General features: G+C 59.3%; 11 protein-coding genes and 2 tRNA genes. 9 read left to right on the top strand and 4 right to left on the bottom strand.

Translation table 11 applies throughout. The annotated features are described in order from the left end of the window. The first annotated feature begins 3 nt into the window (after positions 1 to 3). From AC07V0_RS14600 to thiO, 4 genes are read left to right on the top strand one after another with little or no spacing between them, the layout of a single operon-like run. Positions 4 to 483 (top strand): pilus assembly PilX family protein, encoded by a 480-nt coding sequence (locus tag AC07V0_RS14600; RefSeq protein ID WP_086945905.1) that lies wholly within the window; start codon positions 4 to 6, stop codon positions 481 to 483. Beyond that, the gene (locus tag AC07V0_RS14595; protein ID WP_086945904.1) at positions 470 to 3,592 is read left to right on the top strand and encodes a pilus assembly protein; all 3,123 of its coding nucleotides are present in this window, start codon (positions 470 to 472) and stop codon (positions 3,590 to 3,592) included. Before AC07V0_RS14600 ends, AC07V0_RS14595 begins: the two co-directional genes overlap by 14 nt. Before the next feature lie 13 nt (positions 3,593 to 3,605). Then, positions 3,606 to 4,007 (top strand): type IV pilin protein, encoded by a 402-nt coding sequence (locus tag AC07V0_RS14590; protein ID WP_018925895.1) that lies wholly within the window; start codon positions 3,606 to 3,608, stop codon positions 4,005 to 4,007. 56 nt (positions 4,008 to 4,063) lie between these two features. Further along, positions 4,064 to 5,164 (top strand): glycine oxidase ThiO, encoded by a 1,101-nt coding sequence (gene thiO, locus AC07V0_RS14585; protein WP_064620442.1) that lies wholly within the window; start codon positions 4,064 to 4,066, stop codon positions 5,162 to 5,164. Between the two features lie 19 nt (positions 5,165 to 5,183). On the opposite strand, the gene AC07V0_RS14580 is transcribed toward thiO, so the two are convergent. The 4 genes from AC07V0_RS14580 to AC07V0_RS14565 form a co-directional block, all read right to left on the bottom strand. Further along, on the bottom strand, positions 5,184 to 6,530 hold the full coding sequence (locus AC07V0_RS14580; RefSeq protein ID WP_018925897.1) for a sigma-54-dependent transcriptional regulator: 1,347 nt from the start codon (positions 6,528 to 6,530) through the stop codon (positions 5,184 to 5,186). After that, positions 6,527 to 8,116 carry a sensor histidine kinase gene (locus AC07V0_RS14575; protein ID WP_064620435.1) on the bottom strand — a complete coding sequence of 530 codons (1,590 nt, stop codon included), beginning with the start codon at positions 8,114 to 8,116 and terminating at the stop codon, positions 6,527 to 6,529. Before AC07V0_RS14575 ends, AC07V0_RS14580 begins: the two co-directional genes overlap by 4 nt. Then, positions 8,106 to 8,339, bottom strand: coding sequence for a PP0621 family protein (locus tag AC07V0_RS14570; RefSeq protein ID WP_064620433.1), 234 nt, complete (start codon positions 8,337 to 8,339; stop codon positions 8,106 to 8,108). Before AC07V0_RS14570 ends, AC07V0_RS14575 begins: the two co-directional genes overlap by 11 nt. 136 nt (positions 8,340 to 8,475) lie before the next feature. Then, a complete protein-coding gene (locus tag AC07V0_RS14565; RefSeq protein WP_086945903.1) occupies positions 8,476 to 9,492 on the bottom strand; it encodes an outer membrane protein assembly factor BamD in 1,017 nt (338 codons plus the stop codon). Between the two features lie 151 nt (positions 9,493 to 9,643). Here AC07V0_RS14565 and rluD point away from each other — a divergent pair, with 151 nt between their 5' ends. The 5 genes from rluD to AC07V0_RS14540 all read left to right on the top strand — a co-directional run bounded on the left by rluD (position 9,644) and on the right by AC07V0_RS14540 (position 14,478). Next, the gene (gene rluD, locus AC07V0_RS14560; protein ID WP_007901932.1) at positions 9,644 to 10,606 is read left to right on the top strand and encodes a 23S rRNA pseudouridine(1911/1915/1917) synthase RluD; all 963 of its coding nucleotides are present in this window, start codon (positions 9,644 to 9,646) and stop codon (positions 10,604 to 10,606) included. Then, positions 10,603 to 11,325, top strand: coding sequence for a peptidoglycan editing factor PgeF (pgeF, locus tag AC07V0_RS14555; protein ID WP_086945902.1), 723 nt, complete (start codon positions 10,603 to 10,605; stop codon positions 11,323 to 11,325). Before rluD ends, pgeF begins: the two co-directional genes overlap by 4 nt. A gap of 130 nt (positions 11,326 to 11,455) precedes the next feature. Continuing rightward, positions 11,456 to 14,020: an ATP-dependent chaperone ClpB gene (clpB, locus tag AC07V0_RS14550; RefSeq protein WP_086945901.1), complete on the top strand. Its 2,565-nt coding sequence runs from the start codon at positions 11,456 to 11,458 to the stop codon at positions 14,018 to 14,020. Positions 14,021 to 14,319: 299 nt separating this feature from the next. Next, a tRNA-Asn gene (locus AC07V0_RS14545) sits at positions 14,320 to 14,395 on the top strand. A 9-nt stretch (positions 14,396 to 14,404) separates the two neighbouring features. Then, positions 14,405 to 14,478: transfer RNA gene (locus AC07V0_RS14540), tRNA-Pro, on the top strand. Position 14,479: the final 1 nt, after the last annotated feature.

Below are 14,479 nucleotides of genomic sequence, written 5' to 3'. Positions count from 1 at the left end.
CCGATGAGTCGTGCACCCATGACATCTCACGCCCAGCGCGGCATGGCGCTGTTGGTCAGCCTGGTGTTTCTCCTGGTGCTGACATTGATCGGTCTCTCGTCGATGCAGAGCGCCACGTTGCAGGAGAAAATGACCAGCAGCGTGATCCTGCGCAACCAGTCGTTCCAGGGCGCGGAAGCGGCGTTGCGGGTCGGTGAAAGCGCGGTGCAACTGAACTCCTACTCGTTGCCGGTCTGCAGTGGCACCAGCCAGTGCGCACCGCCGGCCGAGGCGTCGGTCATTACCGCCGCCGGGTTCAACTCCACCTCGGGGGTGAACTGGATCGCCTCCGGTAGCGGCTTTTATGGAGTGCAGAACATCGGCACTACCCTGACTGCCGTGAATGTGCCGAGCAACACATCGGCAACCCTTTATCGGGTGACCGCCGTGGGTATCGCGGGCAGCTCGCGCAGTGTGGTGGAGAGTATTTATGCGAAGTACTGAGACCCGCACAGGCTGGCGCCGTTGGTTACAGCAGCTGCTCTGCGGCGCGGCCTTGAGCCTTTACCTGGCCGCGCCGACCTACGCTTTCACGCCCTCGGACTCTCCGCTGTTGAGCGCCGCCGCCGTGCCTCCCAATGTGATGCTGCTGCTCGATGACTCGGGGAGTATGAACAACATTATCTGGGCGGCCGGCTTCGACCCGACGGTCGTACGCACCCCAGTGACGATTTGCCTCTCCAATGGTTCGTGCAACAAAGGCCGCGACCTGGACATGACCGATAACAATATCGCCTTGTCGAGTTTGAATCATGGAACATGCTCGAAGGCCGGATGGTACGGTTTTTATAAAAACAGCCTTCTCGGTCTGGATTCGCTTTGCCTGAAGCTTCCCGATCCGGTGGGAAGCGAGGACACGCGGTATACGGCGAATTATTTGTCCTACCTGATCAGCCTGGCCAACAATACTGACCGGGACTTCACCGACGGCTCGATCCCCAACGATTACCGGATGAACGTGGCGCGCAACGTTTCCAAGACGTTGGTGGCCAACAACCGTTCGCTACGCATCGGCCTGTCGACATTCAACCTGGCGGTCGGCAACCATAAGAATGACGGTGGTTACATCGCCCGCTCGATCAGCGATTTGTCGGCGGTCAGCGGCACTGTGACTCAGGCTCAAGCCGATACCAATTACACCTCACTGATCGCCGGGATCGACGAGCTGAGTGCGCAAGCCAATACGCCGCTGGCGGAAGCCTATTACGAGATCACTCGTTATTTCCGTGGCATGGCGCCGTACAACAACTCGACGCCCGACACCTATACCAGTCCGATTCAGTACCGTTGCCAGAAGAATTACGGGGTGGTGATCACCGATGGTCTGCCGACCTACGATCGAACCTTTCCGACCGACGATCCGCTGGGTGGCAGCCGGTTACCGAACTGGGACGGGATCAGCAGTAACGATGGTACCGACCCCTCAGGCGATGATGAGGGCGACACCCTGTACCTGGATGACATTGCCAAGTTCGCCTTCGACATCGACATGCGCTCCACGGGAACCGATGCCACGGGCAAAAGCTGGAACGCCCCGGATTTTCCCAGGCAGTACATGAACACCTATACCGTGGGGTTCACCGCGGCAAACCAGATGTTGGCGGATGCCGCGACCTATGGGCAGGGCAAGTACTATCAGGTAAACGACAGCGCGGGACTTGGCAACGCACTGTCTGCAGCCCTGAGCGACATCACTTCCAAGGCCGGCTCAGGTGGCAGTGGCGTAGCCAGCGGCACGACCCTGACCAGCGACTCGAGATATTTCCAGACCAGTTACGATCCCAAGGACTGGCGGGGTACGATCAAGTCCTTCGGCTTCACGTCGGCGGGCGCGGTTAACACCGCCGCCGTGCTGTGGACGACCGACACCACCATCGTGCCCGGCGCCACCGCGCCGACCTACCAGTCCTGGAACACGCAAACCAACGCGGCGGTCACCCTGGCTTACAGCAATTTCTCTACGGCGCAGCAGACCACCCTCAACCAGGGGCTGCCTACTGGCATCAACGGCAACGATCTGGTGGAGTGGAGCAAGGGCATCAACAAAACCGGGCTGAAAGTTCGCAGTGTATTGCTCGGCGACATCATCAATTCGCCACTCGTGCTGGCCTCACCCACGGACAAAACCGCGTCCGATCTGGTGGCAGACACCAGCTACAGCACTTACCTGACCACCAAAGCCGCCAACATGAATGCCAGCCTGGTGGTGAATGCCAACGACGGTTTTGTAAACATCATCAACTCGGCCAATGGTGTCAGGCGTTATGCCTACATGCCCTCCAGCGTGCTGCCATCGCTGAACGACATCGCTGATCCCACTTACATCAACGGTGTGAGCCACAAGTTTCTGGTCGATGGCCAGGTCGGCGTGTTCGATGCTCAGCTCAACAGCGCCTGGAAAACCCTGGCGATTGGCGGAACGGGGGCGGGCGGCAAAACCTTCTATGCGCTGCAATTGTTCGACGCATCGGCTGGTAATGAAACTAAAGCACTGTGGGAAGTCAGTGCGCCGGCCACGGCCAATACAGCGAACGTTTTCAATGATCTGGGTTATGCCTATGCGCGCCCCGAAGTGGCACGCTTGGCCGATGGTCGCTGGGCCGCGTTTATCTCCAACGGCTATGGCAGCAACTCCGGGGTTGCAGCGTTGTATGTGGTGGATATTCGCGACGGCTCGCTGATCAAGAAAATCGTGGTCGACAGTACCGAAACCACCAACGGCCTGTCGTCGGTGAAGCTCAGGGTCAACTCGCAGAATGTGGTGCAGGCTGCCTACGGGGGCGATCTGAAAGGGCGGTTGTGGAAGTTCGATTTGAGTGGCACCACCCCTGACACCTGGGGCGTGGCGTTTTCCGGCAAGCCGTTGTTCACCACTGCAGGTGGCGCGACCCAGCCGATTACCGCGCAACCGTTGCTGGCGGATCACGTGTTGGGCGGCAAGGAGGTGTTTTTCGGCACCGGCAAATTCAATGAGGTTGCCGACAAGACCAATAAGGATCTACAGGCGTTCTACGCGGTATGGGATGCCGAGGGGGGCGCAGGACAAATCACTGTTTCCAGTTTGCAGGCGCAGGCGGTGACCGGCGTGTTTTCGGGCAGTACCGGGCAATTCATCACCACCAGCCAGAACGAGGTGACCTACCCGGCCAAGAAAGGCTGGTACTTGCCCCTGGTATACAACAACGTGCTGACGGGGGAGCGGGTGATCTATCAGGCCAGTCTGGTATCGGGGCGAATTGTTTTTACCACGCTCAGTGTGGATACCGTGGACCCCTGTGCCAGCTTCGGTAGCGGCAAACTGGTCGAACTCGATGCGTTCAGCGGTAAGATGCTCAATTACGCGGTACTCGACACCAATGCCGACGGGGTGGTCGATGGCAACGACACGATTTCCAGTGGGGTGATCTTCACCGGTGGTATCCCGACCCTGAACGCGGTCGTCAATGACGCAACCCGCAAGATTGTGAACGACTCCGGTGGTGGCGTGACCACTCTGGTGGAAAAATCCGGTGGCGGCAGCGGCCGTCGCATCATGTGGCGACAAATACAGTAAGTGAGAGTGAGGCATGCGCAGATCCAACCGAGGTTTTACCCTGATCGAAATCATGATCGTGATTGCGATCATCGGGATCGTCATCACCATTGGCTATCCGAGCCTCACCGAGTACATAAAAAAGGGCCGCCGTACTGAAGTCGCCGGGTTGCTTTCCGAGCAGGCGCAGATCCTCGAGCGTTTCTATTCGAAGAATAATGTCTACACCAATGCCACTGGCCTCAGCGCTGGCAATGATTTCTACACCATCACCCCGACCCTGACCGATCAGACCTTCCTGCTGACGGCAACACGCAAGGCCGGTTCGACCATGGCCAGCGACAAGTGCGGTGATTTCACTCTCACCAATACCGGCGTCAGGAGTATGGTCAATGCCGCGTCCGGCTTGGCCACCAAGGATTGCTGGGGTCGCTGAGTTCCTTTTTCGGGCGCCTTTTGCGCCCTCTGTCTATAGAACGGTTGGATCAGAACATGAGCAGTCAACAGCAAGTGGTGATTGTCGGTGGCGGGGTGATTGGCCTGCTGACGGCGTTCAATCTCGCGTCCGAAGTGCAGAGCGTGGTGCTGCTGGACCGCTCGAACGTCGGTCAGGAGTCTTCCTGGGCCGGTGGCGGGATCGTTTCGCCGCTCTACCCATGGCGCTACAGCCCGGCGGTCACTGCACTGGCTCATTGGTCCCAGGATTTTTATCCACAACTGGCCCAGCGTTTGTTCGCTGCCACCGGTGTCGATCCTGAAGTGCACACCACCGGGTTGTATTGGCTGGACCTGGATGACGAGGCCGAAGCACTCGCCTGGGCCAAACGGGAGAACCGTCCGCTGCGGGCTGTGGATATCTCTGCGGCCCACGATGCAGTGCCGGTATTGGGCGCCGGTTTTTCGCGGGCGATCTACATGGCCGATGTGGCCAATGTGCGTAATCCACGGCTGGTGAAGTCCCTCAAGGCCGCCTTGCTGGCGTTGCCGAACGTGACGATCCATGAACAATGCGAGGTCAGCGAATTTATCCGGGAAGGTTCTGTGGTGGTCGGGGTACAGACCTCGATGGGGGCCATTCGGGGTGATGAGGTGGTTTTGACAGCGGGGGCCTGGAGCGGTGACTTGCTGAAAAAGCTGGGCCTGGAACTGCCGGTCGAACCGGTCAAGGGACAGATGATTCTCTACAAGTGCGCAGCGGACTTCCTGCCGAGCATGGTCCTGGCCAAGGGGCGTTATGCCATTCCCCGGCGCGACGGGCACATCCTGATCGGCAGTACGCTGGAGCATGAGGGCTTCGACAAGACGCCAACCGACACGGCGCTGGAAAGCCTGAAGGCATCGGCGGTGGAATTGATTCCGGCATTGGCGGATGCCGAGGTGGTGGGGCATTGGGCGGGGTTGCGGCCCGGGTCGCCTGAAGGAATCCCCTATATCGGTCGGGTGCCGGGATATGACGGGCTCTGGCTCAACTGCGGGCATTACCGTAACGGGCTGGTGCTGGCGCCGGCGTCATGTCAGTTGTTTGCCGATGTGATGCTGGGGCGGGCGCCGATTATCGACCCTGCGCCGTATGCGCCAGCCGGACGAATCTGACAGAAGAGCTGTTAACGGTTCAATCCAGCCCCAATTTCTTCAGCCTGTAACGCATCGACCGAAATGACAGATTCAATCGCTGGGCCGCCGCCGTGCGGTTCCAGCGGGTTTCTTCCAGGGCCTGGAGGATGAGTTTGCGTTCGACGTTTTCCAGATAGGCTTCCAGATTATCGATCTGTGTCAGGTCTGGCACGCCGCCGTCCGGGTTGCAGTTGCCTTCCGCCAGACGCAGGTCGCTGGCTTCGATCTGTTTGTTCTCGCACAAGGTGTGAGCCCGTTCGAGCATGTTCTCCAATTCCCGCACGTTTCCAGGAAAGCGATAGTTTTTCAGCGCTTCGAGGGCTTGTGGGTGGAGTTTTGCGGGGGGCTGGCCAGTGCTGGCCGCCAGTCGCTTGAGCATATTGTTGGTCAGAAGCTCAATGTCGTCGCGGCGTTCGCGCAAGGACGGTACTCGCAGCTCGATCACGTTCAGGCGGTAGTACAAGTCCTGGCGAAAGCGTTCGGCGGCGACTTCGGCATCGAGGTCTTTGTGAGTGGCGCAGAGGATGCGCACATCGACCACGGTTTCCTGCTGGCCACCGATGCTGCGAACGGCTTTCTCCTGTATGGCCCGCAGCAGTTTGACCTGCATTGCCAGCGGCAGGTCAGCCACTTCGTCGAGGAACAACGTACCGCCATGGGCTGCCTGGAACAGCCCAGGCTTGTCTTCGATGGCGCCGCTGAAACTGCCTTTGCGATGGCCGAAAAACTCGCTTTCCATCAATTCCGACGGGATTGCCCCACAGTTCACCGGGACGAACGGTCGGCTGGCGCGCGGGCCTTGGTCGTGGATAAGTCGAGCGACCAGTTCCTTGCCGCTGCCGGACTCGCCACTGATGTAGACCGGGGCTTGGCTGCGGGCCAGTTTGTCGATTTGTTTGCGCAGGTTGCGCATTGGCAGCGAGTCTCCCAGCAGCCGACGGTCGATGCCGCTGCTGGTGCCGCCTGGCGCTGGCAAGCTCAGGGCGCTGATGACCAGTTCGCGCAGACGGGTGAGGTCGACCGGTTTGGTCAGGAAGTCGAAGGCGCCGGCCTTGAGGGCGTTTATTGCTGTTTCCAGGCTGCCGTAGGCGGTGATCATCGCCACCGGCACTTGTGCATAGCGCTGCTGGATGTGCTGCACCAGCGCCAGACCGGTGCCGTCAGGCAGGCGCATGTCGGTCAGGCACAGGTCGAACGTATCCCGAGCCAGTAGCGCCTGCGCTTCTGCGAGGTTGCGTGCGCTGAAGGTGTCGAGTTTCATCCGTCCCAGGGTGATTTCCAGGAGTTCGCGGATATCCGGCTCGTCGTCGACGATGAGGATTTTTTGCCGTGGGCTCGTGTTCAACTTTGTTTCCGTCCGTGAGCAAAGGTGATGCGAAAGCAGCCGCCGCCTTGGCGTGATTTGAAGTCTAGGCGGGCTTGATTGCTTTCGCACAGCTCACGGGACAGATAAAGCCCCAGGCCAGTACCCTGGCTGCTGGTGGTGAAGAACGGTTCGAACAAGTGAGTACGTTGGTCCGGTGCAACGCCAGGGCCATCGTCCAGGACTTCCAGGGTCGGCAACTGGCTGTCCGGGTCGATAAACAACTCAAGCCAGGCCTGCGCCCGATCATGCTTGAGGGCGCTATGGCGCCAGGCATTGCGCAACAGGTTATCGAGAATCTGGGTCAGCTGATCCGGATCCATCAGGGTTTTGAAGTCTCCCAAGCCGATGCGCAGGTGAATCTGCTGATGTTCTTTCGAGCCTTCGCGGGTTTCGGCGACGAAATGCTCCAGCCACGGCTTCAAATCGAGCCGTTGCGGCACGGTTTGCTGGCGACGGGACAATTGCAGGACGTTTTCGATTACCCGATTCATGCGCTGAGATTGGTCTTGAATAATCTGGGTCAGACGCCGGTCCGCACCGTTCAGTTCCTCGGATTCCTGCAGTAACTGCGCGGCATGACTAATGGCGCCCAGTGGATTGCGGATCTCATGGGCAATCCCGGCGGTCAGGCGACCGAGGGCGGCGAGTTTCAGTTGTTGGGCCTGTTGGGCGATTTGGGCGAGGTCTTCGAGAAAAACCAGCGTCTGGTGGTGCGGGCTTTGGTCCAGGGCAATGAAGCTTGGTTGCAGCTCGAGGCCGTTGCTGGCGATCTGCAGGCTTTGCGGGCGCAACGTTGGATTGTTGAGCCACAGTTGGAGTCGCTCGACCAACGGTATCGAGTAATCGTCGATCAACTGGCCGTCCAGTTTTTCCTGCCCCAGCAAGGTCAAGGCGCTGTGATTGGCCAGTTGCACCCGCCGTTGGTTGTCGAGCACCAGAATGCCCGTGCGCATGCGTTGCAGGATCAGTGCGTTGAGGGCTTCGAGACCGAGCACTTCACTGGCCCGCTGTTCGGCCAGGGTTTCGCTGACCTCCAATCGTCGGGTCAATCCCTGCACCAGCAGCGCCGCGGCAAAACACAGGGCGCCGAGGGTGCCGATTTGCAGGTAATCACTGGGGCTGGCGGGGTGGTTGAAGCTCAGGATGAAGCTCAAACCCACGATGCCAAGGGCACCGACCGCTGCGATCAGCAGACCGACACGCCCGCGCAGCAAGGTATTGCTGATGGCTACTGAGACGATCAGCAAATTGCCGATGGCACTGGCCATGCCGCCCGCGGCATAGAACAGGCCGCACAGCAGCAGGACATCGACCAGCGCCAGGCCGAACAGCTGCGCGGGGCGTCGGGTGTTCCCCAAAAAGACCACCAGCAGGATATTCAGCACCAGGTACAACCAGCTGCCGTTGCGCAGCAGGTCGTCATTGGCGAACTTCAGCAACTGGTTGTCCATGTTGCTGGAGATCAACAGCACCAGGGTGATGCCGACGCTTAAGCGGTAGAGGTGATAGAGGCGCAGCAGTCGCTGGGCCTGTTTGTTGCCTGGGCTGGGCGTCTCAGCGATCACTTGAGCCCGGGCCTTGCTCAAGGTGAGCCTGGCTGCAATACCACTGTTGTTCGAGTTTCAACGCGCGGTCGCGGGGCAGGTGTACGCCGCAATGAGCACAGCGAACCATGGGCGGAGCATCTTGCTCGCGCGGCATATTGGCGACCGACGTCGGGCCCTTGAACTTGCGCCAGAACCATATGGCAGCGGCAATCAGGGCGATCCAGAACAATAGACGAAGCATGGTGAGCTGCTTTTTGATTAATGAGTTGGCAGTTTAGCCAAGGACGGGTCAAGCGCACAGCGCAATACGTTCACCCAAAAATTCGGCAATAAAAAAGGCGCCTCGAAAGGCGCCTTCCCGGTACAACATCTCTATGTCAGTCGAACAGGCCGAAGGTCATGTGGCTGAACCAGGAACGGTCGGTGTTGCTGGACTCGGGTTCCGGTTCTTCGATCACATCGCCGTTTTCATCTTTAGGCTTGAGCTCGTTCGGAATCGCGTCCTTGGCATCCTGGAACTGCTTCTGCACATCCTGGTTGGCGCGGGTTTCGCCCGGCGGCAGTGGCGGACGGGATTCGATCAGGCCCAGGGTGGCCTTGCTCAGCCACGAACGGTTGTCGGCTTCGGCTACCGATGGCACGAACTGACCGTTCACCAGGCTCGGGTGGTTCGGGTAGTTGAGTTTCAGGGTTTCGAGACTGGTCGCAGCCAGTTCGTCCAGGTGCAGGCGCTGGTAGGCTTCGGTCATCACCGCCAGGCCGTCACCGACCGATGGGGTTTCCTGGAAGTTTTCCACTACATAACGGCCACGGTTGGCGGCGGCAACGTAGGCCTGACGGGTCAGGTAGTAGTCGGCAACGTGGATTTCATAGGCCGCCAGCAGGTTGCGCAGGTAAATCATGCGCTGCTTGGCGTCCGGCGCGTAGCGGCTGTTCGGGTAGCGGCTGGTCAGCTGGGCGAACTCGTTGTAGGAGTCGCGGGCAGCGCCCGGGTCACGCTTGGTCATGTCCAGTGGCAGGAAGCGCGCCAGCATGCCGACGTCCTGGTCAAAAGAGGTCAGACCCTTGAGGTAGTAGGCGTAATCGACGTTCGGGTGCTGCGGGTGCAGACGAATGAATCGCTCGGCGGCGGACTTCGCAGCCTCAGGCTCGGAGTTCTTGTAGTTGGCGTAGATGAGCTCGAGTTGAGCCTGATCGGCATAGCGACCGAACGGATAACGCGACTCCAGGGCCTTCAGCTTGGCTGTGGCGGCGGTGTAGCTATTGTTGTCCAGATCGTGCTGAGCCTGCTGGTACAGCTCGACTTCGCTCAGGTTTTCGTCTACGACTTCCTTCGATGAGCAAGCAGCGGTCAATGCGAGGATGGCGATCAGCAGCAGGTGTTTCACTTGCATGGCGGCTTGCGTCCCTATGACGGCCGCTGTCTTGGGCGGGGCCGTCCTGTTATGATGAGTGCCCCGTTGAAAAGCCTCGGGGCAAAAGACGCCGTATTTAACCACAAGCGCGCAGCCGAAACCAAAGGCTGTGCCGACGCCTAGTCTGAGCATGTCCGATAAAATTGAACTTCGCGCAGAGGTGCCGTCCGAATTGGGCGGCCAACGCCTCGATCAAGTCGCCGCACAATTATTCGCTGAGCACTCGCGCTCGCGCCTTTCCGCCTGGATCAAAGACGGCCGCCTGACTGTGGATGGGGCGGTTATCCGCCCGCGAGACATCGTTCACGGTGGCGCCATTCTTGAATTGACTGCCGAGCAGGAAGCTCAGGGCGAATGGATCGCTCAAGACATCGAGCTGGACATCGTCTATGAAGACGACGACATCCTCGTGATCAACAAGCCTGCGGGCCTGGTGGTGCATCCGGCCGCCGGTCACGCCGACGGCACCTTGCTCAACGCCTTGCTGCACCACGTGCCGGACATCATCAATGTGCCCCGCGCCGGTATCGTGCATCGCCTGGACAAGGACACCACCGGTCTGATGGTGGTGGCCAAGACCATTCAGGCGCAGACACAGCTGGTCACTCAATTGCAGAGCCGCAGTGTCAGCCGGATCTATGAGTGCATCGTAATCGGTGTGGTGACGGCCGGCGGCAAGATCAACGCACCGATCGGTCGTCACGGCCAGCAGCGCCAGCGCATGGCGGTGATGGAAGGTGGCAAGCAAGCCGTCAGTCACTACCGCGTGCTCGAGCGTTTCCGCTCCCACACTCATGTGCGAGTGAAGCTGGAAACCGGTCGTACGCACCAGATTCGCGTGCACATGGCGCACATCAACTACCCGTTGGTCGGAGATCCTGCCTACGGCGGTCGTTTCCGTATTCCACCGGCCGCCAGCGTGACCATGGTCGAATCCCTGAAGAATTTCCCGCGTCAGGCGCTGCATGCGCGGTTCCTGGAGCTGGATCATCCGACCACCGGTAAACGCATGAGCTGGGAATCGCCACTGCCGGATGACTTCGTCTGGTTGCTGTCGCTGCTCAAGCAAGACCGCGAGGCGTTCATCGGATGACCTGGCTGACGCCTGACTGGCCCGCGCCGGCCAGCGTCAAAGCCTGCGTTACCACCCGTGAGGGCGGCGTCAGTCTGGCGCCGTTCGACAGCCTCAACCTCGGCGATCACGTTGACGACAGCCCTGAAGCCGTCGCCGAAAACCGCCGTCGTCTCACCGATCGTTTCTCGATTCAGCCGGCCTGGCTGCAACAGGTTCACGGCATTGTCGTGACCCAAGCGGACCCAAACCTGGTAGCCACTGCCGACGCCAGCTGGACGGCAACACCCGGTATCGCTTGCACAGCGATGACCGCCGACTGCCTTCCTGCGCTGTTTTGCGACCGTGCCGGCACCCGCGTCGCTGCCGCCCATGCCGGTTGGCGCGGGCTGGCGGCGGGTGTGCTGGAAGCGACCCTCGACAGTCTGGCTGTACCGCCCGAAGACGTACTGGTCTGGCTCGGCCCGGCCATTGGCCCTCAAGCCTTTGAAGTCGGCCCGGAAGTGCGCGAAACCTTCGTCCAGCAATTGCCTGAAGCCGACAAAGCCTTCGTGCCGAGCCAGAATGCCGGCAAGTTCATGGCCGACATCTATGAACTGGCGCGTTTGCGTCTGGCCGCTCGCGGTGTCACCGCTGTTTATGGCGGTGGTTTCTGCACAGTGACCGATCCACGTTTCTTTTCTTACCGCCGCAGTCCTCGCACCGGCCGGTTTGCCTCCCTGATCTGGCTCGAACGCTAGACTTCTCTGATCTACATCAACTGCACGACGCTTGAATCTCCCAGAATCGACCACATCTATAGCGGTATCTGGCAGGTTTCTTTATTCGGGATGTTTATAGGTCCGGCCTGCTCAAAAGGAAGGTGAACCCATGCGTATAGACCGTTTAACCAGCAAGCTGCAGTTAGCCTTGTCCGACGCCCAGTCCCTGGCTGTCGGCCTCGATCATCCGGCCATTGAACCGGCGCATTTGATGCAGGCCATGCTTGAACAGCAGGGTGGTTCGATCAAACCCCTGCTGATGCAGGTGGGTTTCGACGTCAACAGCCTGCGTAAAGAGCTGACCAAAGCGCTCGATCAGCTGCCGAAAATCCAGAACCCGACCGGTGACGTGAACATGTCGCAGGATCTGGCACGCCTGCTCAATCAGGCCGATCGCCTGGCCCAGCAGAAGGGTGACCAATTCATCTCCAGCGAACTGGCGCTGCTCGCCGCGATGGACGAGAACAGCAAGCTCGGCAAATTGCTGCTCGGCCAGGGCGTGAGCAAAAAGGCGCTGGAAAACGCGATCAACAATCTGCGCGGCGGTGAGGCAGTTAATGACGCCAACCAGGAAGAGTCTCGGCAGGCGCTGGATAAATACACCATCGACCTGACCAAGCGCGCCGAAGAGGGCAAGCTCGATCCGGTGATCGGCCGTGACGATGAAATTCGCCGCACCATTCAGGTTCTGCAACGCCGCACCAAGAACAACCCGGTGCTGATCGGTGAGCCTGGCGTGGGTAAAACCGCCATCGCCGAAGGCTTGGCTCAGCGCATCATCAACGGTGAAGTGCCGGACGGTCTCAAAGGCAGGCGCCTTTTGTCCCTGGATATGGGGGCATTGATTGCCGGTGCCAAATACCGCGGCGAGTTCGAAGAGCGCCTCAAGTCCCTGCTCAACGAACTGTCGAAGCAGGAAGGGCAGATCATTCTGTTCATCGACGAGTTGCACACCATGGTCGGCGCGGGCAAGGGCGAAGGCTCGATGGACGCGGGCAACATGCTCAAACCGGCATTGGCTCGCGGTGAGCTGCATTGCGTCGGCGCGACCACGCTCAACGAGTACCGTCAATATATAGAGAAGGATGCGGCCCTCGAGCGGCGCTTCCAGAAGGTCTTGGTGGACGAGCCGAGCGAAGAAGACACCATCGCCATCCTGCGTGGTCTGAAAGAGCGCTACGAAGTTCACCACAAGGTGGCAATCACCGACGGTGCAATCATCGCCGCGGCCAAGCTCAGTCATCGCTACATCACGGACCGCCAGTTGCCGGACAAGGCCATCGACCTGATCGACGAAGCCGCCAGCCGCATCCGCATGGAAATCGATTCCAAGCCGGAAGTGCTGGACCGTCTGGAGCGTCGCCTGATTCAGCTGAAGGTGGAATCCCAGGCGCTGAAGAAAGAAAGCGACGACGCGGCGAAGAAACGTCTGGAAAAATTGCAGGAAGAAATCGCCCGTCACGAGCGTGAGTATTCGGATCTCGAAGAGATCTGGAACTCGGAAAAAGCCGAGGTCCAGGGTTCGGCACAGATCCAGCAGAAAATCGAACAGTCCCGTCAGGAACTGGAAGCCGCGCGCCGTAAAGGCGATCTGAACCGCATGGCCGAGCTGCAATACGGGGTGATCCCGGACCTGGAGCGCAGCCTGCAAATGGTCGACCAGCACGGCAAAAGCGAAAACCAGTTGTTGCGCAGCAAGGTGACTGAAGAAGAGATCGCTGAAGTCGTGTCGAAATGGACCGGCATCCCCGTGGCGAAAATGCTCGAGGGCGAGCGCGAAAAACTGATGAAGATGGAAAGCCTGTTGCACCAACGTGTGATCGGTCAGGACGAAGCAGTGATCGCCGTCTCCAACGCAGTGCGGCGTTCCCGTGCCGGGTTGTCCGATCCGAATCGCCCGAGCGGTTCGTTCATGTTCCTCGGCCCGACCGGTGTCGGTAAAACCGAGTTGTGCAAGGCGCTGGCCGAGTTCCTCTTTGATACTGAAGAGGCGATGGTACGGATCGACATGTCCGAGTTCATGGAGAAGCATTCCGTGGCTCGTCTGATCGGCGCGCCACCGGGCTACGTGGGCTATGAGGAGGGCGGTTACCTGACCGAGGCGGTGCGTCGCAAGCCTTATTCAGTGATCCTGCTGGATGAGGTCGAGAAGGCCCACCCGGATGTGTTCAACATCTTGCTGCAAGTGCTCGAAGATGGCCGTTTGACCGACAGCCATGGCCGCACGGTGGATTTCAAAAATACCGTGATCGTCATGACCTCCAACCTGGGCTCGGTACAGATCCAGGAACTGATAGGGGATCGCGAAGCGCAGCGTGCAGCGGTGATGGATGCGATTTCCACGCACTTCCGGCCGGAGTTCATCAACCGGGTCGACGAAGTGGTGATCTTCGAGCCACTGGCTCGGGATCAGATCGCGGGCATTACCGAGATCCAGTTGGGTCGCCTGCGTAGCCGTCTGACCGAGCGCGAGCTGAAGCTTGAGCTGAGTCCGGAAGCGATGGATAAGCTGATTGCTGTCGGTTACGACCCGGTCTATGGCGCACGGCCGCTCAAACGGGCGATCCAGCGCTGGATCGAGAACCCGCTGGCCCAGCTGATTCTATCGGGTCGTTTCATGCCCGGAGAGACCGCCAAAGGTGTGGTGGAGCACGACGAAATCGTCTTTGTCTGATCCCCAGTGGCAACAAAATGAAAGAGGCCTCGCATTGCGAGGCCTTTTTTTCGATAGGCTGTTGAACTCAAAGGAAAATGCTTGTAAAGTGCGCCCCGCAGTAAGTCACCCCGAGAGGGTTTCTGCTCCCCAAGCAGGAATCTGAAATAAGTTGCAAATCATTAACTTGAAAGCAATTTAGGGGGTTGACAGAGGTGCTTAAGATTGTAGAATAGCGCGCCTCAGACACACGAACGCAGCGATGCGAACGGGTCGAAGAGGTGAAGCAAGCTTCACAGTTGTAAATTGAAATATGTAGTTCCGTGATAGCTCAGTCGGTAGAGCAAATGACTGTTAATCATTGGGTCCCAGGTTCGAGTCCTGGTCACGGAGCCAATTTCAAACCGGGGTATAGCGCAGTCCGGTAGCGCGCCTGCTTTGGGAGCAGGATGTCAGGAGTTCGAATCCCCTTACCCCGAC

This window comes from Pseudomonas sp. GW821-FHT01E10 (genome assembly GCF_059422365.1).
Note: the sequence above shows the minus strand (reverse complement) of the source record. Positions and strands in the feature narration are given on the sequence as shown.

What these genes read in the sequence shown, in the direction of transcription:
- AC07V0_RS14595 (WP_086945904.1), top strand. Translation starts at nt 470, where the DNA reads ATGCGAAGTACTGAGACCCGCACAGGCTGGCGCCGTTGGTTACAGCAG.
- AC07V0_RS14565 (WP_086945903.1), bottom strand. Translation starts at nt 9,492, where the DNA reads ATGCAAGTGAAACACCTGCTGCTGATCGCCATCCTCGCATTGACCGCT.
- rluD (WP_007901932.1), top strand. Translation starts at nt 9,644, where the DNA reads ATGTCCGATAAAATTGAACTTCGCGCAGAGGTGCCGTCCGAATTGGGC.
- clpB (WP_086945901.1), top strand. Translation starts at nt 11,456, where the DNA reads ATGCGTATAGACCGTTTAACCAGCAAGCTGCAGTTAGCCTTGTCCGAC.
- AC07V0_RS14600 (WP_086945905.1), top strand. Translation starts at nt 4, where the DNA reads ATGAGTCGTGCACCCATGACATCTCACGCCCAGCGCGGCATGGCGCTG.
- AC07V0_RS14570 (WP_064620433.1), bottom strand. Translation starts at nt 8,339, where the DNA reads ATGCTTCGTCTATTGTTCTGGATCGCCCTGATTGCCGCTGCCATATGG.
- thiO (WP_064620442.1), top strand. Translation starts at nt 4,064, where the DNA reads ATGAGCAGTCAACAGCAAGTGGTGATTGTCGGTGGCGGGGTGATTGGC.
- pgeF (WP_086945902.1), top strand. Translation starts at nt 10,603, where the DNA reads ATGACCTGGCTGACGCCTGACTGGCCCGCGCCGGCCAGCGTCAAAGCC.
- AC07V0_RS14590 (WP_018925895.1), top strand. Translation starts at nt 3,606, where the DNA reads ATGCGCAGATCCAACCGAGGTTTTACCCTGATCGAAATCATGATCGTG.